The following is a 20578-nucleotide window of genomic DNA, read 5'->3' on the forward strand; positions in this document are numbered from 1 at the left end:
ACTGTCATTTTTGAAACTTCATATGTAATGAACAGTGAGTAAGGAACCCCGGCAGGAATCATCCATGATTTCAATGCGCCTGCGCGCGGTCGCCGCGATCCACTGAAATATCTTTGCGAGAGAACGTTGATAGGGACCCCAGATCGCTTGCGATCACGTCGCGCAAGGACGATACTTTCCACAGGCCTTCCACAGGCTTTCGTAACCTCATCGGGTTTTCCGGCTACCGCACATCATGACCAATGAAGACGAGCGCGAACTCGAAGCCGAGCTCGCCCGGTTGCAGCAGGAACACCGAGATCTCGATGCGGCGATCGATGCATTGCATCAATCGCCCGCCCCCGACCTATTGCGGTTACAGCGCCTGAAGAAACGCAAGCTGTTGTTGCGCGACCGTATCGCCTTCATCGAAGACCAGATCACGCCCGACATCATCGCCTGATCGCGGCCGCATGCCCGATGCGTTTTCCGCGATCGGATTTCTCTTGACTCAAAAAGAACAAAATAAGAACATTCAGACCTCAACCGCTTCCGGGGAAATGTCATGTCCGCAGCCGCCTTCGACAACAGCCATTATGAACAAGCCTGCGATCAGGCGATCGCGATGTGTGACGGCAATCTGCGCAGCACCATCAAGGCGCTGATCATGGCCAACGAATATCTGGAAGCGGAGCTCGAGGAATTGCAGGCGGCAATTTCGGCCGGCTGCATTCCCGAGACGTCGCGCAACAAGATGCGGAGCACCTCCAGCGCCGCGTGAGCCAACGAGCACTCGGAGCCGACCATGTCCGATGTCACCTACTATGTCGCACTGCCTTTCCTCACCGACGAAGATGGATCGCCGGTCGCAGGCGCCGCGGAGGAATGCCAGACTTCGGCCGCCGCACTGCGGCGCGCCGAGATCCTGGCGCACGGCGCCGGCCATATCGGCGCGATCGCGTTCAGCCGCAGCGGCGATCCCATGACCGGCGAGTTCGGCGACGCCAAGCTGCTGCGCAAATTCGGCAACGTGCCGGAAGACCTCAGCACGCTCTAAGAACGATACGAAGCTACACGATCGGTTGCCCTGGGGTTCACCTCTCCCCAGCAGGGAGAGGTGAAGTTCACGCCTCGACTCGCACCGATTGAGCCAAAACTCATCATCCTCTAGGTGCTGATCAGCCTGATCCGCGGCTCGTGCCGGCGCTGAGCCTTGCGCACGTACATGGCCGCGTCAGCTTCCTCCAGCGCGCGGCCCGCCTCGGCGTGAGATCCGAGCAGCGCGACGCCGGCGGAGGCGCCTGCATTCACGCGCTGGCCGCGAAACACAAAGGACAAATCGTCGATCGCCTGCTCGAAGCCTGCGGCCTTCGCCTTGGCGTCGGTCTCGCTGAGGTTCCACAACAGCAGCGCAAACTCGTCGCCGCCAAGACGGCCGACCACGTCAGAGGCACGCACCTGCCGCGTCAGCGTGGCGGCGATCGCCTTGAGGACCTCGTCACCGGCGGCGTGACCGAAGGAGTCGTTGATGGGCTTCAGGCGGTCGACGTCGAGCACGATCAACGCGCCGCGGGCGGCGTAGCGCGTCATGTAGGCGATCGCACGATGGAGCTCGCGCTCGAAGCCGCGCCGGTTCGGGATGCCGAGCAGGAAGTCGGTGTCGGCAGCAGCCTCGAGCTCGTCGATGCGCCGCTGGGCCTGGGCGAGCTTGGTGCGCAGGTTGCGGATGATCGCCTTGGCGTTCTTTGCATCGTTCTTTGCATCGTTCTTGGCCTTGCCGGTCGTCGCAGCGGGCCGGCCCGCAGGCCGGGCCGCGCGTCTGGCCGCGGGTTTGGATCGGCTCCCGCTGCTTTTCCGGCCCTTTTGCGCCTTCGCAGCGATCGCCCTTTTTGGTTTCTTCATGGGCGTCCTGCTCAATGAAGGCTTGCGGGGATTCACCAAGACAGGATAGTGCATTCCCTTCTCCTTGCCACCGCCTTGCGAGCCGCCGGCCGGAACCGTTAGTCTGGCCTATGTTTCTGCATTCCCGAGCACAATTGACGTCATGACCGCGCCGATCGCCATCATCATGGGAAGCCAGTCGGATTGGGACACCATGCGGCATGCCGCCGATACGCTCACAGCGCTCGGCGTCGCCTGCGAAAGCCGCATCGTCTCGGCCCACCGCACTCCGGAACGGTTGTTTACCTTTGCCAAGGGCGCCAAGGCCGAAGGCTTCAAGGTCATTATTGCCGGTGCCGGCGGCGCCGCGCATCTGCCCGGCATGACGGCGTCGCTGACGGAACTGCCGGTGTTCGGCGTCCCCGTCGAATCCAAGGCGCTGCGGGGCATCGATTCGCTTCACTCGATCGTCCAGATGCCCGCCGGCATCCCGGTCGGGACGCTCGCCATCGGCAAGGCGGGCGCGATCAACGCGGCGCTCCTCGCGGCGGCCGTCCTGGCCCTGTCCGATCCCGCGCTGTCGAAACGCCTCGTGGCCTGGCGCAAGGCACAGACCGACGCCGTGGCCGAGCGCCCGGAGGACAAGGCGTGACTGGCACCAAACGGGTAAAGCTGAAGCCCGGCGACACCATCGGAATCCTCGGCGGCGGACAATTGGGACGGATGCTTGCGATGGCCGCGGCGCGGCTCGGCCTGCGCTCCCAGGTGTTCTCGCCCGATCCGGACTCGCCGGCCTTCGACGTCGTGCTGAACGCGACCTGCGCCGAATATGCCGACGTCGAGGCGCTCGAGCTGTTCGCGAACGACGTCGACGTCATCACCTACGAGTTCGAGAACGTGCCGGCCGCAGCCGCGCTGGTGCTGGATGCGCGCCGCCCCGTGCTGCCCAACCGCAAGATCCTCGAGACCACCCAGGACCGACTCGCCGAGAAGGATTTCATCACCCGGCTCGGGATCGGCACCGCCGCCTATGCCGATGTCACCTCGGTCGCATCGTTGCGCGAGGCAATCGTCAGGATCGGGCTTCCGGCCGTGCTGAAGACGCGCCGCTTCGGCTATGACGGCAAGGGCCAGGCGATCATCCGCGAGGGCGATGACATCGCGAAAGTGTGGACCAACCTCGGCACCAAGTCGGCGATCCTGGAGGCTTTCGTGCCGTTCGAGCGCGAGATTTCCGTGATCGCCGCGCGCTCGGCCGAAGGCCAGGTCGAATGTTTCGACGTCACCGAGAACGAGCACCGCGATCACATTCTCAAGATCTCGCGCGCACCGGCCGCGATTCCGGACGCGCTTGCCGAAGAGGCGCGCAGCATCGCCGGCAAGATCGCCGACGCGCTCGACTATGTCGGCGTGCTGGCGGTCGAGATGTTCGTGCTCGCCAACGGCACGGGGCCAAAGGTGCTGGTGAACGAGATCGCGCCGCGCGTGCATAATTCTGGGCACTGGACGCTCGACGGCGCGTCCGTCTCGCAGTTCGAGCAGCATATCCGTGCCATCGCCGGCTGGCCGCTCGGCAAGCCCGTGCGGCACGGCGAGGTCGTCACCATGACCAACCTGATCGGCGATGAGATCAACCGCTACACGGACTGGCTCACGGTCCCCGGAGCCACCGTGCACATCTACGGCAAGGGCACGCCCAAGCCGGGCCGCAAGATGGGCCACGTCACCGAAGTGCTTCCGGCCCGCGACAAGTGAGGGGACCGCGGCGCTTCGCGATCCCCCTAAAGCGCGATGAGATTGGGATGAATCGTCATCGCGCTTTAGGTTGTTGTTCAAGCATGATCTCCACGCAAACGCGTTCGGCGTTTGTCGCGAGGGATCACGCGGTCTTCACGCCGGCGACGACGCCGGCCGGCTCTTCGCTGAGCCAGCGATAGATCACGCCGCCGAGCGCGCCGCCGATCAGCGGTGCGACCCAGAACATCCACAGTTGCGCCAGCGCCCAGCCGCCGACGAACAAGGCAGGCCCGGTGCTGCGCGCCGGGTTCACCGACGTGTTGGTGACGGGAATGCTGACGAGATGGATCATCACCAGCGTGAGCCCGATCGCGAGCGGCGCAAAACCCGCAGGCGCCCTCCCGTGCGTGGCGCCCATGATGACGAACAGGAACATCATGGTCATCACCACCTCGGTGATGAAGCACACCACCATGCCGTACTGGCCGGGCGAATGCGCACCATAGCCGTTCGACGCAAAGCCCTTGGTGACGTCGAAGCCCGGGGCGCCGCTGGCGATCACGTAGAGCAGCGTGGCCGCGACGATCGCGCCGATGACCTGCGCGACGATGTAGGGCAGGATCTGTCCGGTCGGGAACCGGCCGCCCGCGGCAAGACCGACCGTAACGGCGGGGTTGAGATGGCAGCCCGAGATGTGGCCGATGGCGTAGGCCATGGTGACGACGCTGAGGCCGAACGCCAGGGACACGCCGACCAGGCCGATACCGACCTGCGGGAAGCCGGCTGCGATCACCGCGCTCCCGCACCCCGCGAATGTGAGCCAAAAGGTGCCGATGGCCTCGGCGGCATATTTCTTCATATCCATGAGGGACTCCCCGTGATTTCCAAGACTTCCGGATCAAAGGTCCGGGAACGGCCCCGCCATTGGCGCCAAATCACCCCAATCGCGGCCGCACGGGGGCATTTTTGCCCCATTTAATGGCTTATCTTGGCCCAAATGCCCGCTTGGACGATGGACATCGCGGGTTTTGTCTGATACATCCGCGCGCTCAAGGTTAAGGGCTTGTGCTTTCTGCCATCCCCTTTGACTTACCAGAATTCAAATCCGATCCACTGAAGAGGATGCCGCGTGCAGGTTCTCGTTCGCGATAACAATGTCGATCAAGCCCTCAAGGCGCTGAAGAAGAAGATGCAGCGCGAGGGAATTTTCCGCGAGATGAAGCTCCGCGGTCACTACGAAAAGCCCTCCGAGAAGAAGGCCCGTGAAAAGGCCGAAGCCGTGCGCCGCGCGCGCAAGCTGGCCCGCAAGAAGCTGCAGCGTGAAGGCCTGCTGCCGATGAAGCCGAAGCCGGTGTTCGGCGCTGGTCCCGGTGGCGAGCGTGGCGCTGGCGGCCGTGGCGGCCCGGGCGCAGGTCCGCGCGGACCGCGCTGATTTTGCCGATCTTGCAAGATTGAGTTTTCGATGACGCGGGCCCAGGGCCCGCGTTATTGTTTGTGAGCGGTGCCTTTTCTGGGACGGGGCACTACCGATGCGGCACCAGCGCGAGCGAACCCGTAGATGGCCTCCCCTTTCCCCGAGCACAGCCCGGCACGGTCATGCCTGCCCTGGCGGCGCTCCGTCACACTCACACTGATCGCGGTTGCACTGTCCGGCTGCTCGTTCGACCTGGGATCGCTGATGCCGGAGAAGGAGAAGCCGCAGCAGGACGCGCCCAAATCTGCTACCGCGCCTGCTGCTGCGCCCGCCGAGAGCGCGGTCAGCGCCGGCACTGTCACCGAGGCCCAGAGCCATACGGCAAAGGGCCAGGCGCTCGCGAAATCAGGAGAGACGGCGGCAGCGCTCGAGGAGTTCAACCGCGCCGTTGCGCTCGATCCCTACAATGCGCAGGCGCTCTACGGCCGCGCCCTGATCTATCAGGCGAGCAACGAGCACGAGTTCGCGATCGCAGATTTCAGCGCAGCGAGCGGGCTCAATCCGCAGAAGCCGGAGCCGCTGCTCGGCCGCGCCATCAGCTATCTCGCAGTCGGTAAGGTCAAGGAAGCCGCAGCCGACCTCGACGAGGCTTCCGAGGCCGATCCGCACAATGCGCAAGTCTGGGCCACGCGGGGGCTCGCCTATGAGCGCCTCGGCGACAAGGCCAAGGCCGCGGCGTCCTACACCAAGGCCGTCGCGCTACGTCCGCGTGACGATGCCGCCCGGAGCGGGCTGGCCCGCGTCGGCGGCTGAGAACGGGATCGGAGGCGCAGCGCGCCAGATCAGTCTGGGGTGACGCCCTTCGGCAGGACCGCGTGGAACATCGACTTGACGCCCGACAGCATCTCGTCGGCAACGTTGGGCTTTGCCTTCGGCATGGGACCGGTCGCATCGGCCCGCAGATCGAGCGGCGGCGCGATCACCACCGGGACCGGGATGTCGGCCGGCGGTGTCAGCCGATTCGCATCATCGGTGCCAACGGACGCGGTGTAAGACGGGTTCGACGTCGTCGGGGAACCATAAGCCTCCGGGCCCGGCGTCGATACCGTGATTGGCGGCGGCAGCGGCCGCACGGAAGATGGGGCCGCCGTCACGAGCCGTGGCGCCTCCTGAACCCGCGGCGCTTCGCCTGCATGGGCCGTCTCCTGAGTGGAGGCCTCGGGCGATTTGCGCAGCCGCTCGATCGCCGCGCGGGCGAGATCATTGGCGTCAGGAGTCGCGGCATTCGATGCCGGAGCCTGAGTCGTCTCGGAGGCCGGCGCGGTGACGACCGGGGCACTGACGGCCGGAGCAGGCGTCGCCTTGGCCATGGCCTTGCTGTCGCGGGAAGCCGTCGGCCGGCCCCGCGGCGTAGCGGGAGTGGCGGCGGTCTCGGCGGATGAAGTCTCGGCGGGCTTGTTCTCGGCCGGCTGATCAGCGGCCTTGTTGTCAGCCGACTTCTCGGCCGCCGGCTTGTCCGTCACGGTCTTCTCGGAAACGCCCTTTTCGGAGACGCCCTTCTCGGAGATGCCCTTCTCGGAGATACCCTTGGCCTTCACTCCGGGCGCGGGGAGATTCGCGACCTCGGCAGGCTTGGCATCCTTCTTGGTCTGGGCAGGAGCGATTGCGGCGGCGGGAGTGTCGGGGGCCGGCCGGGCGTTGATGTAGTGATTGACGATGTACGCCCCGATGATCGTCGCGAGCACCGAGGGGAAGATATCCATGGAGATTTTAGTCAGGTATTTCAGCATTCCGGCCACTCCCCACACGGTCTGATGCGGGAACTTTGAGGCAATAGTAAGGGGGTCAACTGCGACGGATCGGTGGCAATTGGCACACCGCTTTTACGGTTTCAACTCTATCTCAAGGAACACGATCTCCGTTGCAGTTTCGTTAAGCACGTCGTGCGCGACACCTGCCTTGCGGAAGTAGGACTTGCCCGCCGCAAGCTGCGCCCTGGAGCGCTCGCCATCGGGGGCCACGATGGTCATCTCGCCGTCCCTGACGGGAACGATCACATAGTCCATCCCGTGAATGTGATGGCCGGTGGCGCCGCCGGGCGGCAGCCGCCACTCGGTGACCCGGACCTCGTCATTGTCGACCTGAACCTCGGAGCTGGCGGCAAGCATTTCCATTCCCCTCGTAAAGCGCGATGAATCGTCATCGCGCTTTAGGTTGTTGTTTGCGCATGATCTTTTCGGAAAACCGCTTCGCACTTTTCCGGATCATGCTTACGGCACAAAGACCATGAACACGTAGACGGCAAATACCACCATATGGACCAGCCCGAACAGGACGTTGGTCCTGCCGGTGCCGAAGGTCAGCATGCTCAGCAGAAATGTCAGGAACATCAGCGCCGTGTTCTGGGGGTTCAGGCCGAGAACCAGCGGCTGATCGAGCGCATAGGTGGCGAGTCCGACGGCTGGAATCGTGAGCCCGATGGTAGCCAGTGAGGAGCCGAGGGCCAGGTTGATGCTCTTCTGGAGATCGTTCTTGCGCGCGGCGGCGATCGCCGAGACTCCCTCCGGCATCAGGATCAGGAGCGCAACCAGGAGACCGGCAAAGGCCGGTGGGGCACCAATCATGACGGCAACGGCGTCGACCACCAGTGAGAACTTCTTGGCAAGCAGAACGACGGCGAGGAGCGAGACCAGGAGCAGGACGATGCTGAGAACCAGCATCGTGCCTGACAGATGGCTTTCGCCGCCCTTGCCGTCATCAGCCTGATTGATGAAATAATCGCGGTGCAGCACGGTCTGCGTATAGAGAAACACGCCATAGAGCACGATCGTCACGAGATCGACGAAGCCGAGCTGGAGCGTCGAATAGATCGGGCCCGGCGTCGTCAGCGTATAGTTGGGCATGATCAGCGTGATGGTCGCCAGCGCGATCAGTGTGCTGAGATAGACGTTGGAGCCTGAAACCTGGAAACCCTGCTCGCGGTAGCGCAGGCCGCCGATGAAGACGCAGAGGCCGACGAGCCCATTGCAGACGATCATCACCACGGCAAACACGGTGTCGCGCGCGAGCTCCGGCGCCGGCTTGTCGCCGAGCATGATGGTGGTGATCAGCGCGACCTCGATGATGGTCACCGCGAGCGTGAGCAGCAACGTGCCGAACGGTTCGCCGATCCGCTCCGCAATCACCTCGGAGTGATGAACGGCAGCGAACACCGTTCCGAACAGGATCACCAGCAGGACGATCGCAAACACGAAACCGCCGACGGACAGGGTGAAGCCGTATCCCATCGCGGTGACGATCAGGAACAGCAGCACCGCCAGGGCGGGAAATAGCCATGACGACCGCGGCATCGGTCCGTGTGCGCTCATGCAGACAATTCCTCAAATCAAGCCGGGGTCGATTATGCGCGAGAAGATCGCATGCGTCAGCCCTCAGCTGCCATTGATGAATCGTCGCGCGGTCTCCATGGCCCCGAAGGCATCGAGATCGTTGTGTCCGCCGCCGGGAAGTCGCACGAGGCGCTTGGGCTCGCGAGCGAGTGCGTACAGCCGCTCGCCGAGCGCGATCGGGATGGTCGGATCGTCCGTGCCATGCATGATCAGAAGCGGCGCAGTGACGCGGGCGATGCGCTCGTCCGAGCGAAACTGGTCGCGCATCAACAAGCGGACCGGGACCAAGGGGTAGAGCGAGGCGGCGACGTCGGCCATCGACGTGTAAGGTGCCTCCAGGACCAATTTGCCGATCTTGTGGTCGGATGCGATGGCGATCGCAAGGCCGGTCCCGAGCGAGAAGCCCCAGGCGACAACGCGCTCCGCCGCGTAGCGCGAGGCTGCGAAGGCGTAATCGGTCGCGGCGTCGCGCAGCAGTCCCTGCTCGCTCGGCGCGCCACTCGAGCCGGCATAGCCGCGATAGGACAGCGCGACGAGACCGGTGCCGTCGGCCGTCATGGCCCTGAAGCGACCGACAAGGCCGGCAAGATAATCCCCGTTGCCGTGAAAATAGAGGATCACGGGACGGCCGGGCTTTGCCGGCACGTGCCAGACGATCACCTTCTCGCCATCCGACGTGGTGAGCAGATGCTCTTCCGCCTCGGGAAGGCCTGCGGCGGCAGGCGCGGTAGGTTCGACGGTCGGGGCCGGAAACAGCATGTCGCGCTGCTTCACGTAGAGCAGGACGAGACCGGCGAGATAAGCAACCGCAGCGATTGCCAGGAGCCACTTCAGAACGGCCAACATCCGGAGCAAACCTTAGCTAGATCAGCTGCAGGACCGCCATTCGGGCCGGGCCCGCGACCAAGGACATAGCGCAGACGGGTGGACTAGGGGTAGGCTCGCGCTAGAGTTGCCGGCCGAGGGAGAACGTCAATGCTTAAGGAGGTAAGCTACCACGGGAGCGATCCAAAAGCCGTGCAGAAACGGCATCCCGAATACGGACGGTGGGACAAGCTAGGATTGCCTATTCTAGCCATGATCTATTGGACCGACGAGTACGTAGTCTACATAGACGAGAACTCCGACATCGACTTTCGAATGAACGGGGAAGTTGCTCCAGAGAAGGTCGCTGAATTTAATCGAATCCTGAACGAAGCATCCTCGCTCGAAATATCCGTTTCAGATGAATTCCCCCAACACACCAAGCTTCAGTGCAAGCAGTTCATTGGAGAAGCCATAGCGTGTTGCCTCGACCAAGATTTCGTCAATGCCGCTCGGATGCTCGCGTCGGCGCGGGTTTTTGTTGAAGGACGCAGCAGAGAGCTCTCGCGCATGTGGTATGTCGCAGGGTGCTGCCTTATCGCTGGGCCATTGTTGCTAGCGGGGCTTGCCGTTTGGTTCTTTCGGAACACTGTGATTCTGAGCGTCGGGCAGGCTGCATTCTGGCTCATCCTCTGCGCCGGAGCGGGTGCGCTAGGTGCGCTACTTTCAGTTATCTCTCGTGGCGGAACGCTACGGTTCGACGCATCATCCGGAAAAGCCCTTCACTATTTTGAGGGTGCTTCGAGAGTTGTTGCCGGCTCAATTTCCGGGGTCGTCGTCGGGATCGCCGTCAAATCCGGCCTCATTCTGACGCCCTTGTTTCAGGGCAACAAAGCGGGCTTCATTCTGCTTCTCTCGGCCATCGCCGCCGGCGCCGCAGAGCGATTTGCAACATCAATCATTTCAGACGTTAGCTCCATTGGTCTTAGTGGAGCTAAATCCGGGTCTTCCGAGCTGCCTGTCGACGAAGCAACAAATCGAGGGAAGACCCGAAAAACGCCTCGCCTGAGGCAGACGTCTACATCGCCTTGACGATGTTCTCGGTAACCTTCTTGGCGTCGCCGAGCAGCATCATGGTGTTGTCGCGATAGAACAGCGGGTTGTCGATGCCGGCGTAGCCCGAAGCCAGCGAGCGCTTGATGAACATCACCGTGCCGGCCTTCCAGACCTGGAGCACCGGCATGCCGTAGATCGGCGAAGTCTTGTCCTCTTCGGCCGCCGGGTTGGTGACGTCGTTGGCGCCGATCACGAAGGCGATGTCGGCCTGGGCGAATTCGGAGTTGATGTCCTCGAGCTCGAACACCTCGTCATAGGGCACATTGGCTTCGGCCAGCAGCACGTTCATGTGGCCGGGCATGCGGCCCGCGACCGGGTGGATGGCGTACTTCACCTCGACGCCTTCCTTCTTCAGCATGTCGGCCATCTCGCGCAGCGCGTGCTGGGCCTGCGCCACCGCCATGCCGTAGCCGGGCACGATGATGACCTTGGAGGCGTTCTTCATGATGAAGGCGGCATCGTCGGCCGAGCCGAGCTTTGCCGGCTTCTGCTCGCCGGTACCCCCGCCGGCCGCCGCGGTCTCGCCGCCGAAGCCGCCGAGGATGACCGAGATGAAGGACCGGTTCATCGCGTGGCACATGATGTAGGACAGGATCGCGCCGGATGAGCCGACCAGCGCGCCGGTGATGATCAGCGCGGAATTGCCGAGCGTGAAGCCGATGCCGGCCGCGGCCCATCCCGAATAGGAGTTCAGCATCGAGATCACGACCGGCATGTCGGCGCCGCCGATCGGGATGATCATGAGCACGCCGAGGGCGAGCGCCAGGATGACGTTGAGCCAGAAGAACACCGGGCTGCCGGTAACCACGAGCCCGACGATGCAGGCGACCAGCGCGACCGCGAGCGCGATGTTGATGAGATGCCGCGCCGGCAGGATGATCGGCGCGCCGCTCATGCGGGCCGACAGCTTGAGGAATGCGATCACCGAGCCGGTGAACGTCAGCGCACCGATGGCGACGCCGAGCGACATTTCGACCAGGCTCTGCGTGTGGATGTTGCCGGGGGTGCCGATGTCGAAGGCCTCAGGCGCATAGAATGCGCCGGCGGCGACCAGCACCGCGGCCATGCCGACCAGCGAGTGGAAGGCAGCGACCAGTTCCGGCATCGAGGTCATCGGCACACGGCGTGCGATCACCGCGCCGATCGCAGCACCGATGGCGATGCCGACGATGACGAGCAGCCAGGCAAGGCCGTCGGCCGGCGGATGGTTGGCAAGCGTGGTGGCGACCGCGATCGCCATGCCGATCATGCCGAGCAGGTTGCCCTGGCGCGAAGAGGCCGGGCTCGACAGCCCGCGCAGTGACAGGATGAACAGCACCCCCGCCACGAGATACAACAATGCAGAGAGATTGGCGTTCATCTCAGGTCCCCATCTGTCCCATCAGCCCGAGGTGGCCGCTTACTTGGCCTTCTTCTTGTACATCGCCAGCATGCGCTGGGTGACAAGGAAGCCGCCGAAGATATTGATGCAGGCAAAGATCAGCGCGATGAAGCCGAAGCCGCGCGCCCAGCCCGAACCGCTCGACACGTTGGCAACGCCGCCCGCGAGCAGCGCGCCGACCACGATCACCGAGGAGATCGCGTTGGTGACGCTCATCAGCGGTGTATGCAGTGCCGGGGTCACCGACCACACCACGAAATAGCCGACGAACACCGCCAGCACGAAAATCGACAGCCGGAAGATGAAGGGATCGACGACCTGTGCGACATGCTCCATGGCTTCTCTCCTCTAGGCTTTCGGCTGGAAGTTCGGGTGGATGACGGCGCCGTCCTTGGTGAGCGCGGTTGCCTTCACGAGCTCGTCGTCCCAGTTCACGGCAAGCTTCTTCTCTTTCTTGTCGATCATGGTCTCGATGAAGGAGAACAGGTTGCGCGCATAGAGGCCGGAAGCCGAGGCGGCGACGCGGCCGGCGACGTTGGTGTAGCCGACGATCTTGATGCCATCGATCTCGGCGACTTCGCCCGCCCTGGCGCCCTCGACGTTGCCGCCGCGCTCGACGGCGAGGTCGACCAGCACCGAGCCCGGCTTCATCGACTTGACCATCTCGGCCGAGACGAGCTTTGGCGCCGGCCGGCCCGGGATCAGCGCGGTCGTGATCACGATGTCCTGCTTCTTGATGTGCTCGGCGGTGAGCGCGGCCTGCTTGGCCTGGTATTCCTTGGACATTTCCTTCGCGTAACCGCCGGCGGTCTGCGCGTTCTTGAACTCCTCGTCCTCGACGGCGAGGAATTTGGCGCCAAGGCTCTCCACCTGCTCCTTGGTGGCCGGCCGCACATCGGTCGCGGTCACGATGGCGCCGAGGCGGCGCGCAGTCGCGATCGCCTGGAGGCCGGCAACGCCGACGCCCATCACGAACACTTTTGCGGCGGGCACGGTGCCGGCGGCGGTCATCATCATCGGGAAGGCGCGGCCGAAGGCTTCGGCGCCCTCGATGACGGCGCGGTAGCCGGCGAGGTTGGCCTGCGACGACAGCACGTCCATCACCTGCGCGCGCGTGATGCGCGGCATCAGTTCCATGGCGAAGGCGGCGATGCCGGCATCGGCCATCGTCTTCAGCGCAGCCTCGTTGCCATAGGGATCCATGATCGCGATGACGAGCGCACCGCGCTTGTACTGGCCAAGCTCGGACGCCTCGGGGCGCTTCACCTTGATGATGATGTCGGCATCGACAAGCGCATCGGCGCTGACGGTAGCACCGGCGGCGGTGTAGTCGGAATCGAGCAGGCCCGACTTGACGCCGGCACCGGGCTCAACGGCGATCTCGGCGCCCAGAGCCTTGAACTTCTTCACCGTATCCGGCGAAGCGGCGACCCGCGGCTCGGACGGATCGATTTCCTTGGCAACGGCAATCTTCATGAGGCCTCCGGCGGCGCGGGACAGCGCGCATGCGAATTTAGCGTTACTCCCGCAACGTTGGATACCGGTTTTAGAACCGGCTTGGATGCAAATTTTCTGAGCAACCGCCGCCCTTGGCGGTGCAGCCGACGATGGATCAGGTCAGGAAGATCGCCATCAGGATGACGATGAGCGCCACCGTGGCCGTGCCGTACTTCACCAGCTTGATGAAGCCCTCATAGGTTTGCTCGTGGGCAACGTAGTCGTTGCCATCGGCGGTGCTGTACGCCACTTCGCTATGGTCGGCCATGGATGTCCCCAGTCGAAAAGTCGAATTCCCGGCTGGCATTACCGCAATCCGCCGGACAGGGCAACGGCACAGCTGCGCAGTTTTCCCGCAAATCGGCTCATTTGGAAACCCGATTGTCGGGACCGGGGAAGCGTTCGCCGCCCAACACCATCCTACTCCTGGTCCAAAACGGCGATCATGAACGTCGCGGTCTCCGGCTCGACGTCGGCTTCGACCACAGCCAGACCGAGCGCACGGCGCACCGCGTCGACAGCCTCCTCGCCGCCATCGGTGAATCTCGCCGTGTCCGGAGCAGTGCCCGAGCCGACCGCAACGGGATGATCGCCGGCCAGGAAGCCGTGCGTCATGTGGAAACCAAGCGCGCGATAGACCTCGAACTGCTCTTCCGAGAAGAACTGGTCGCCGGTGGTCTCGTGCGGGAAGCGATTGTTTCGTCGCGCGTAATCCCGGATGTAGTCGTTTTCGTCGCCGGTGAGCGAGGACTTGATATAGACGAGATGGCCCTTCTCCTGGCCGCCGTAGTCGATGGTGCCGATCGCGACGTGAACGTGGTCCCGCGGCGCATTGTCGTGCTCGTCTGGCGATGAGGGGTCACCGGCCTTGTCTGCATTGCGCGCCATCAGTGCGCGGGTGCGTTCGCGGATCGGCGTCCAGGGCAGATCAATCCGGATCCCGAGGTCGATCCGCGCATAGCGCTGCAGCGTCATCAGCGAGGCGAAGTTCATCGGCGCATCGGCTTCCGCATCGACCGCGATGATCACCTTGCAGCGCCGACGCAACAGCTCGTAGACGCCTAGGTTCTCGATGTGGCCACCATCGGTGAGATAGACGCTGTCGCTGTTCTCGTAGAGACGCCCGGAGATTTCCGACCAGAAATAAAGCGGCGTGGAGCGACGCTGGGGCCGCACGCGCTCATCGACGTAACGCGGATTCTTCAGCCAATACCCGAGACGCACGTTGAGAAGCGCAAGCGTCGGCGTCAGCGCTCTGATCGAGTTCGAGCCCATGTTTGAGGAGGCCGCCGCGCCCGAGATCGCCATGGCAGTGGCGAGATCGAGACTCTGCTCGTCATCCTGCACCGCCCAGGTCGGGGCATAGCCCGTCGCCTCGCTGCCAACATTCAGCGCGGAAAACATGAAGAAGTCCGCGTTGCGGCCGCGCCGATTGGCAAAGTCCGAGCCCTGGATGTTCAGCGCCGTATTGATGAGTTGATAGGGCGCGTGCAAGCTCGGAGCGGCAGCCTGCCCAGCCGTTTCGGGGTCCTCCGTCCGAACCGCAAAGAGATCGCTGAGCTTCATGCGATCGAGCGGCTTGAAATCGCGCCCCTGGTCGAGGCTTGCCTCGACGCGCCCGATGTCGCCATCGGCCGAACGAGTCGGATCGAACAGGAAGGCCTTGCTCAGGCGATCGCGATATAGCCGATGCAGCGAGTTCGCATTCGGCGTCAGAAAGAACGAGATGACGAACAACACGACGCCGGCAAGGGTATAGAGGATGACCATCGGAAGGCTAAATGAGTAGCCGAGCTCGGAGGCCGCCCCCTGAAATAGATTCGGGTACTCTCTCTGAACGACGCCTCCAATTTTCTGGGCTAGGAATTCGAGCCATGCGGGGGCGTGCCAGGTCGGCGTCAGCCTCTCCGTATTCGGAACGACCGGCGGCATCGCTTTCGGCGTGATCTCGGCGGACAAGGTGCCGGTGCTGGCGTCGAACTGGATCTTGCCCGCCAGATTTCCCGCAGGCGCGTTTGATTTGGCATTGGCGAGGCACTCTCTTTGGGCCGCCGCGCCCAGAGCCGACGGGCACCTTTCGAACAGGTCGTTGGCGATGCCCCAATACGACAGATAGAGGTAGGCGACCCAGATGATCAGCGGCAGCGCGAGACCCGCGATCCACAGGGCGGCCTTGGCTACAATGGCGAGCACGAGCGAGCCCCATTGTGAGGACACGCTGTTGCCCTTCAGCACCTCTGCGAATTGCTGCCTGAATGCGGTGACGAAGACGCCGATTGGCGCGGCGATCGCCGCGAGGGACTTGATCCAGGTGATGGCGACGGCGCCGACCGGTCCGCCGAGCGCGTTGCTCTCGGCAACGTCGAACATCTGGCCCAGCATGAAGGGCTGAAATTCGAAGAAGGCGAGGACTGCGAGCAGCACGAGGAAGGTCGCGCCGGCGCTCGGCCAATGCGAGCGGAACTCCTGGCGCTTGCCCGGACTTGCAAATGATTGTTTGAGGGCCCAGCCGAAGAACAGGACAACCCCGATGATGGCCGTCGCCAGGGTCAGCGCGAAATGCTGGACCTGAAGAAAACGCGCGAAATCGCAGGCGACGCCGAGCAGCAACGCGAGACCGGCAAGATAGGCGCACACGACGCTCGGGCCGCTGCCGCGGACCGAGCGGGAGCTGAAATAGGCAAGTACGCTGCCGACGAGCAGCACCAAGGCGGCGGCAGCTCCGAAGGCGGTGAAGCCGTAACGATCGATGCTGCTGAAATCGTGCAGCTCGCACAGTTTGCGATCGTTGAAGCCGATCCCGAAGATGTTCGCGACCGTGAGGCAGCTCCGAAGCGGCGTCGACCAGATGGTGATCGCGGCAAGCAGCAGCACGACCGGCAGCGTCAGCCCGATATTGGCGACCAGGCCGCGCACGACGATCGCAATTCCTGTCAGGAGATCGCGCACACCGGCGGGGATCAGATAGTTGGAATAGTTCCGCAGATGTCCGACGGAGGGCGTGTCGCTGATCTCGGCTGCCGTGACAGTTCCGCCCGCCGGCCTCTCGCCGAATACGAACCGACGCGCGACCGTCATGGTCGCGCTGAGCGACGTCCCCATATAGCCGCCGCCCGATACCGTGGAGAGATAGTCGATCCGCCCGATCAGATTGTGATGGTTGAGCGCCTGCAGCACGCCCAGGCAAACGGCCGAGGAGCGAATGCCACCGCCGGACAAGGCGAGCCCGGTGACGTCGAGCAACTGGCAGGGTTCTAAGCTATCTGGATCGATGCGCCGGTCCGGCTCGCGGCGGGTGTTGATCGCTGCGATTTCGCCGCGGACGATCTGGTGGTGCTTTTCGCACCACGGCGTTTCCTCATCGACGGCAGCGGCGTTTCTGGCTTCTACGGCTCGCGCGGCGGGTCCTTGATCGAGCATGGGTGTCACCCCCAGGCGGAAATCGATCCATCAACAATCAGCAGTTGAAAAATATATTCTCAGTACGCACAAGATTAGTCTTGCCAGTTTTCGCGAACGTTCAATCCCACGTAGCAGGATCTCCGGTCCCGTCTCGAAGGTGGCCTGGAAACGTACCGGCTGGAAGAAGGGTGTGAAGGCTGCAAGATGCACTGAAATGCAGGGCAATGACGTCGTTCGAGACCGATTCCACCAACAAGGGAGGCGTGCGCGGTACCGCGTCCAGGAGCACATTGCCGAGTTCGCGAAAAAATGTCGCAGCCGCGGCGCCCGTCAGTCCCGTCGAGAGCCGAAGCAGCGTTCGCGCAGCTTCAGCCCATCGCCTCCAGCTCGTCGATCATCCCGGCGATGACGCTAAGACCGCCGTCCCAGAATTTCGGGTCCTTGGCATCGAGCCCGAAGGGCCGCAACAGCTCGGAGTAGTGCTTGGTGCCGCCGGCAGCAAGCATATCGAGGTAGCGCTCGGCGAAACCCTCAGCGGCATTCTCGTAGACAGCATAGAGCGAGTTCACGAGGCAATCGCCGAATGCATAGGCGTAGACATAGAACGGCGAATGGATGAAGTGCGGGATGTACATCCAGTAGTTCTCATACCCCGCCTTGATCTCGATCGCGGGACCGAGACTTTCGCCCTGCACCGAGAGCCAGATCTCGCCTAGCCGCGTCGCGGTGAGCTCGCCGCTCTTGCGCTCGCTGTGCACGGCGCGCTCGAAGGAATAGAACGCGATCTGCCGCACCACGGTATTGATCATGTCCTCGACCTTGCCGGCGAGCAGCGCCTGGCGCTGTTTTGCATTCTTGGTCTGGGCAAGGAGCCGCTTGAACGTGAGCATCTCGCCGAACACGCTGGCGGTCTCGGCCAGCGTCAGCGGTGTCGGCGCCATCAACGCGCCGTTCCTGGCCGCCAGCACCTGGTGCACGCCGTGGCCGAGCTCGTGCGCAAGCGTCATCACGTCGCGCGGCTTGCCCTGATAATTCATCAGCACGTAAGGGTGCGCCGACGGTGTGGTCGGATGCGAGAAGGCGCCCGGCGCCTTGCCGGGACGAACCGGCGCGTCGATCCAGCGATCACTGAAGAAGCGCTCGGCGATGTCGGCCATCTTGGGCGAGAAGCCGCGATAGGCCGTCAGCACCATGTTCCTCGCATCGGGCCAGGCGATGGTATCGGTCGCGGCAAAGGGCAGAGGGGCGTTGCGATCCCAGTAGGCGAGCCGCTTCTTCTTGAACCAGCGCGCCTTCAGCGCGTAGTAGCGGTGCGACAGCCTTGGATAGGCCGCGCGCACCGAGGCGACCAGCGCATCCACCACCTCGCGCTCGACGCGGTTGTTCAGATGTCGGGAATCCGCGACGTCCTTGAAGCCGCGCCAGCGGTCGGAGATGTCCTTGTCCTTGGCGAGCGTGTTGGTGATCAGCGCGAAGGTGCGCTCATTGGCCTTGAAGGTTTTTGCCAAAGCTTCCGCCGCAGTCTTGCGCTTGGCGCCGTCGCGGTCCTGCAAGAGATTCAGCGTCGGCTCGATCGCGAGCTCCTTGGGCCCGACCTTGAAGCGCAGGCCGGAGATGGTTTGGTCGAACAGCCTGTTCCAGGCCGAGTAGCCGGTCTGCGCCTTTTCCAGGAAGAGCTGCTCGAGCTTGTCGTCGAGCTGATACGGCTTCTCCTTGCGCAAATCCTCGATCCAGGGGCGATAATGCGCGAGCTCGGAAGCCTGCATCGCACGGGTCAAGATATCGTCATCGATGCGGTTGAGCTCGAGCGCGAAGAACAGAAGATGGGTCGAGGCGACCGTCAGTCGCTCTGACACATCGCCGTAAAACTTTGAAATCTTGGGATCAACGCTGTCGCCGGCGTGGACGAGCCCGGCATAGGAGCCGAGCCGGCCGGCGAGATCGTCGATCGCCTCGTACCGCCGCACGGCCTCCGCGAGCCATTTTCCGCCATCTTCCTTTGCTGTCCCTGTCGCGAGCTTGCCCTTGTAGTCGGTCTCGAACGCGACGCAATCGGCATCCATCTTCTCGAGATCGCGCGCCACTTCCGGCGCGGTGATCCCGGAATAGAGGTCGGCGAGGTTCCACTCCGGAAGCTTGCCGGTTTTGCTCACAGCTTTGCCGGAGGGTTTTGCTTTGGCGGCGGCTTTCTTGGTGTTCGGCTTGCGGAGAGCAGACGTGCTAAGAGCGGACTTGCTAAGTGCGGATTTGGAGCGCGAAGTCATCGTGTTGGAAACCTGTGTTCAACGATCGCAATGGATGGGGTCAGCAAGGTTTAAGAGTACGTTAATCGGCTTCGGCCAGAGTGCCCCGATTCGAGACAGATAGTTGTAGCGTGCGGGGAACACCATGGCTGCCAGTATTTTGATTGCCGATGACGACGCCGTCGCGCGCCGCCTGGTCGAGAACATGGTGCAGAAATGCGGCTATGAAACGATCATCGTCGATTCCGGCGATGCCGCGCTCGCCGCCCTCACCGCGCCCGACGCTCCCGCCGTCGACGCAGTCATCCTCGATCTCGTGATGCCCGGCCTCGACGGCATGGGCGTCCTGGCAAAGATCCGAGAGGCTGGCCTCAGCGTGCCCGTCATCGTCCAGACCGCGCATGGCGGCATCGACAACGTGATCTCGGCGATGCGCGCAGGTGCGGCCGACTTCGTGGTCAAGCCGGTTGGCATGGAGCGCCTCCAGGTCTCCTTGCGCAACGCGCTCAACGCGTCCGCGCTCAAGGGCGAATTGCAGCGGATCCGGCACAGCCGCGAGGGCCGGCTGACGTTCTCCGACATCATCACCCGCAGCGACGCGATGGCGCATGTGATGCGCACCGCGCAGAAGGCGGCAAATTCTTCGATTCCCGTGCTGATCGAAGGTGACTCCGGCGTCGGCAAGGAGATGTTCGCACGCGCCATCCACGGCAGCGGCGAGCGCAAGGCAAAGCCGTTCGTCGCGGTCAATTGCGGCGCGATCCCCGACAATCTCGTCGAGTCGATCCTGTTCGGCCATGAGAAAGGCGCCTTCACCGGCGCGACCGAGCGGCACGCCGGCAAGTTCGTCGAGGCCCATGGCGGCACGCTGTTTCTGGACGAGGTCAGCGAGCTGCCGCTGACCGCGCAGGTCAAGCTGCTCCGCGCACTCCAGGAGGGCGCTGTCGAGGCTGTCGGCGGGCGCAAGCCGGTGAAGGTCGACGTCCGCATCATTTCCGCGACCAATCGCAAGCTCCTGGACCGGGTGAAGCAGGGCCACTTCCGCGAGGACCTGTTCTACCGCCTTCACGTCCTGCCGCTGACGATCCCGAATTTGCGCGCGCGGCGCGAGGACATCCCGCATCTGCTGCGGCATTTCCTGGCGCGGTTCGCCGCGGAGGAGAACCGCTCGATCACCGGCATCAGCGGCGAGGCGATGGCGCATCTCTCAACGCTCGACTGGCCCGGCAACATCCGCCAGCTCGAGAACGCGGTCTATCGCGCGGTGGTCATGAGCGAAGGCGACCGGCTTGGCCTCGACGATTTCCCGCTGCTTGCCGCGCACCCGCAACAGATGACCGACGCTCCGATGGCGCCGCTGATGCTGGAGCCGGTCGCGCCGATGGCGCCCACCATGATTTCAGGTAATGAAATACCGATCGCCCCACTGCCCGCCGCCGGCTCCCTCGCGATGCTGACCAGCACCGGGGAAGTACGGCCTCTGGAGGAGATGGAGAACGAAATCATCCGCTTCGCGATCTCGCATTACCGCGGGCAGATGTCGGAGGTCGCGCGCCGCCTCAAAATTGGCCGCTCTACGCTCTACCGCAAACTCGACGAAGCCGGCGTCCAAGGATCTGGCGGCAAAAGCGGCGAGGAGACGCACTGAGCAGGACTCGCGGAACGACGTTCCCTTTATGGCCTAAACGGGGCGCAAGTCCTTCGCATTGCGGGCGATTTGAACCGTGACCGGGAA

Annotated in this window: 21 protein-coding genes; 9 read left to right on the forward strand and 12 right to left on the reverse strand. The window is 63.5% G+C overall.

Annotation, left to right across the window (positions count from 1 at the left end):
• Positions 1-235 precede the first annotated feature (235 nt).
• From SO180_RS00275 to SO180_RS00285, 3 genes are all read left to right on the forward strand, one after another.
• Positions 236-442, forward strand: coding sequence for a YdcH family protein (locus tag SO180_RS00275; RefSeq protein WP_027553252.1), 207 nt, complete (start codon positions 236-238; stop codon positions 440-442).
• A 102-nt stretch (positions 443-544) separates the two neighbouring features.
• Positions 545-760, forward strand: a complete 216-nt coding sequence (locus SO180_RS00280; RefSeq protein ID WP_254099836.1) for a hypothetical protein — start codon at positions 545-547, stop codon at positions 758-760.
• A 24-nt stretch (positions 761-784) separates the two neighbouring features.
• The gene (locus SO180_RS00285) at positions 785-1036 is read left to right on the forward strand and encodes a hypothetical protein (RefSeq protein ID WP_449376848.1); all 252 of its coding nucleotides are present in this window, start codon (positions 785-787) and stop codon (positions 1034-1036) included.
• Between the two features lie 110 nt (positions 1037-1146).
• On the opposite strand, the gene SO180_RS00290 is transcribed toward SO180_RS00285, so the two are convergent.
• A complete protein-coding gene (locus tag SO180_RS00290; RefSeq protein WP_449376849.1) occupies positions 1147-1881 on the reverse strand; it encodes a GGDEF domain-containing protein in 735 nt (244 codons plus the stop codon).
• A 142-nt stretch (positions 1882-2023) separates the two neighbouring features.
• Between SO180_RS00290 and purE the strand changes: the two genes are divergently transcribed.
• Both purE and SO180_RS00300 read left to right on the forward strand, forming a co-directional pair.
• Entirely contained in the window at positions 2024-2512 is a 489-nt protein-coding gene (gene purE, locus SO180_RS00295) for a 5-(carboxyamino)imidazole ribonucleotide mutase (RefSeq protein WP_449376850.1), read from the forward strand.
• A complete protein-coding gene (locus SO180_RS00300) occupies positions 2509-3615 on the forward strand; it encodes a 5-(carboxyamino)imidazole ribonucleotide synthase (RefSeq protein WP_449376851.1) in 1107 nt (368 codons plus the stop codon). The genes purE and SO180_RS00300 overlap by 4 nt, the downstream gene beginning before the upstream one ends.
• Positions 3616-3739: 124 nt before the next feature.
• On the opposite strand, the gene aqpZ is transcribed toward SO180_RS00300, so the two are convergent.
• Positions 3740-4462 (reverse strand): aquaporin Z, encoded by a 723-nt coding sequence (aqpZ, locus tag SO180_RS00305; RefSeq protein ID WP_449376852.1) that lies wholly within the window; start codon positions 4460-4462, stop codon positions 3740-3742.
• 264 nt (positions 4463-4726) lie between these two features.
• On the opposite strand from aqpZ, the gene rpsU reads away from it, so the two are divergent.
• A complete protein-coding gene (gene rpsU, locus SO180_RS00310; protein WP_027525171.1) occupies positions 4727-5029 on the forward strand; it encodes a 30S ribosomal protein S21 in 303 nt (100 codons plus the stop codon).
• A gap of 126 nt (positions 5030-5155) precedes the next feature.
• The gene (locus SO180_RS00315) at positions 5156-5824 is read left to right on the forward strand and encodes a tetratricopeptide repeat protein (protein WP_449376853.1); all 669 of its coding nucleotides are present in this window, start codon (positions 5156-5158) and stop codon (positions 5822-5824) included.
• 29 nt (positions 5825-5853) lie between these two features.
• Here the strand turns inward: SO180_RS00315 and SO180_RS00320 are convergent, their stop codons facing one another.
• From SO180_RS00320 to SO180_RS00335, 4 genes are all read right to left on the reverse strand, one after another.
• The gene (locus tag SO180_RS00320) at positions 5854-6801 is read right to left on the reverse strand and encodes a hypothetical protein (RefSeq protein ID WP_449376854.1); all 948 of its coding nucleotides are present in this window, start codon (positions 6799-6801) and stop codon (positions 5854-5856) included.
• A gap of 93 nt (positions 6802-6894) precedes the next feature.
• Complete coding sequence (locus tag SO180_RS00325; RefSeq protein ID WP_449377018.1) at positions 6895-7179, reverse strand: cupin domain-containing protein; 285 nt, start codon at positions 7177-7179, stop codon at positions 6895-6897.
• A 102-nt stretch (positions 7180-7281) separates the two neighbouring features.
• Complete coding sequence (locus SO180_RS00330; RefSeq protein WP_449376855.1) at positions 7282-8379, reverse strand: calcium:cation antiporter; 1098 nt, start codon at positions 8377-8379, stop codon at positions 7282-7284.
• 63 nt (positions 8380-8442) lie between these two features.
• Positions 8443-9246: an alpha/beta hydrolase gene (locus SO180_RS00335; RefSeq protein WP_449376856.1), complete on the reverse strand. Its 804-nt coding sequence runs from the start codon at positions 9244-9246 to the stop codon at positions 8443-8445.
• 129 nt (positions 9247-9375) lie between these two features.
• Between SO180_RS00335 and SO180_RS00340 the strand changes: the two genes are divergently transcribed.
• Positions 9376-10296 (forward strand): hypothetical protein, encoded by a 921-nt coding sequence (locus SO180_RS00340; RefSeq protein ID WP_449376857.1) that lies wholly within the window; start codon positions 9376-9378, stop codon positions 10294-10296.
• Here the strand turns inward: SO180_RS00340 and SO180_RS00345 are convergent.
• The 6 genes from SO180_RS00345 to SO180_RS00370 all read right to left on the reverse strand — a co-directional run bounded on the left by SO180_RS00345 (position 10283) and on the right by SO180_RS00370 (position 18864).
• Positions 10283-11680 carry an NAD(P)(+) transhydrogenase (Re/Si-specific) subunit beta gene (locus SO180_RS00345; RefSeq protein ID WP_449376858.1) on the reverse strand — a complete coding sequence of 466 codons (1398 nt, stop codon included), beginning with the start codon at positions 11678-11680 and terminating at the stop codon, positions 10283-10285. The genes SO180_RS00340 and SO180_RS00345 overlap by 14 nt on opposite strands.
• Before the next feature lie 39 nt (positions 11681-11719).
• Positions 11720-12037 (reverse strand): proton-translocating transhydrogenase family protein, encoded by a 318-nt coding sequence (locus SO180_RS00350; protein WP_254099863.1) that lies wholly within the window; start codon positions 12035-12037, stop codon positions 11720-11722.
• Positions 12038-12049: 12 nt separating this feature from the next.
• Positions 12050-13177, reverse strand: coding sequence for a Re/Si-specific NAD(P)(+) transhydrogenase subunit alpha (locus SO180_RS00355; protein WP_449376859.1), 1128 nt, complete (start codon positions 13175-13177; stop codon positions 12050-12052).
• A 136-nt stretch (positions 13178-13313) separates the two neighbouring features.
• Complete coding sequence (locus tag SO180_RS00360; RefSeq protein ID WP_449376860.1) at positions 13314-13466, reverse strand: aa3-type cytochrome c oxidase subunit IV; 153 nt, start codon at positions 13464-13466, stop codon at positions 13314-13316.
• A gap of 152 nt (positions 13467-13618) precedes the next feature.
• Positions 13619-16618 carry a patatin-like phospholipase domain-containing protein gene (locus SO180_RS00365; protein WP_449376861.1) on the reverse strand — a complete coding sequence of 1000 codons (3000 nt, stop codon included), beginning with the start codon at positions 16616-16618 and terminating at the stop codon, positions 13619-13621.
• Positions 16619-16968: 350 nt separating this feature from the next.
• Positions 16969-18864 (reverse strand): M3 family oligoendopeptidase, encoded by a 1896-nt coding sequence (locus tag SO180_RS00370; protein ID WP_449376862.1) that lies wholly within the window; start codon positions 18862-18864, stop codon positions 16969-16971.
• 124 nt (positions 18865-18988) lie between these two features.
• Here SO180_RS00370 and SO180_RS00375 point away from each other — a divergent pair, with 124 nt between their 5' ends.
• Positions 18989-20491 (forward strand): sigma-54-dependent transcriptional regulator, encoded by a 1503-nt coding sequence (locus tag SO180_RS00375; protein ID WP_449376863.1) that lies wholly within the window; start codon positions 18989-18991, stop codon positions 20489-20491.
• Positions 20492-20578: the final 87 nt, after the last annotated feature.

Source organism: Bradyrhizobium sp. UFLA05-112, assembly GCF_053572325.1.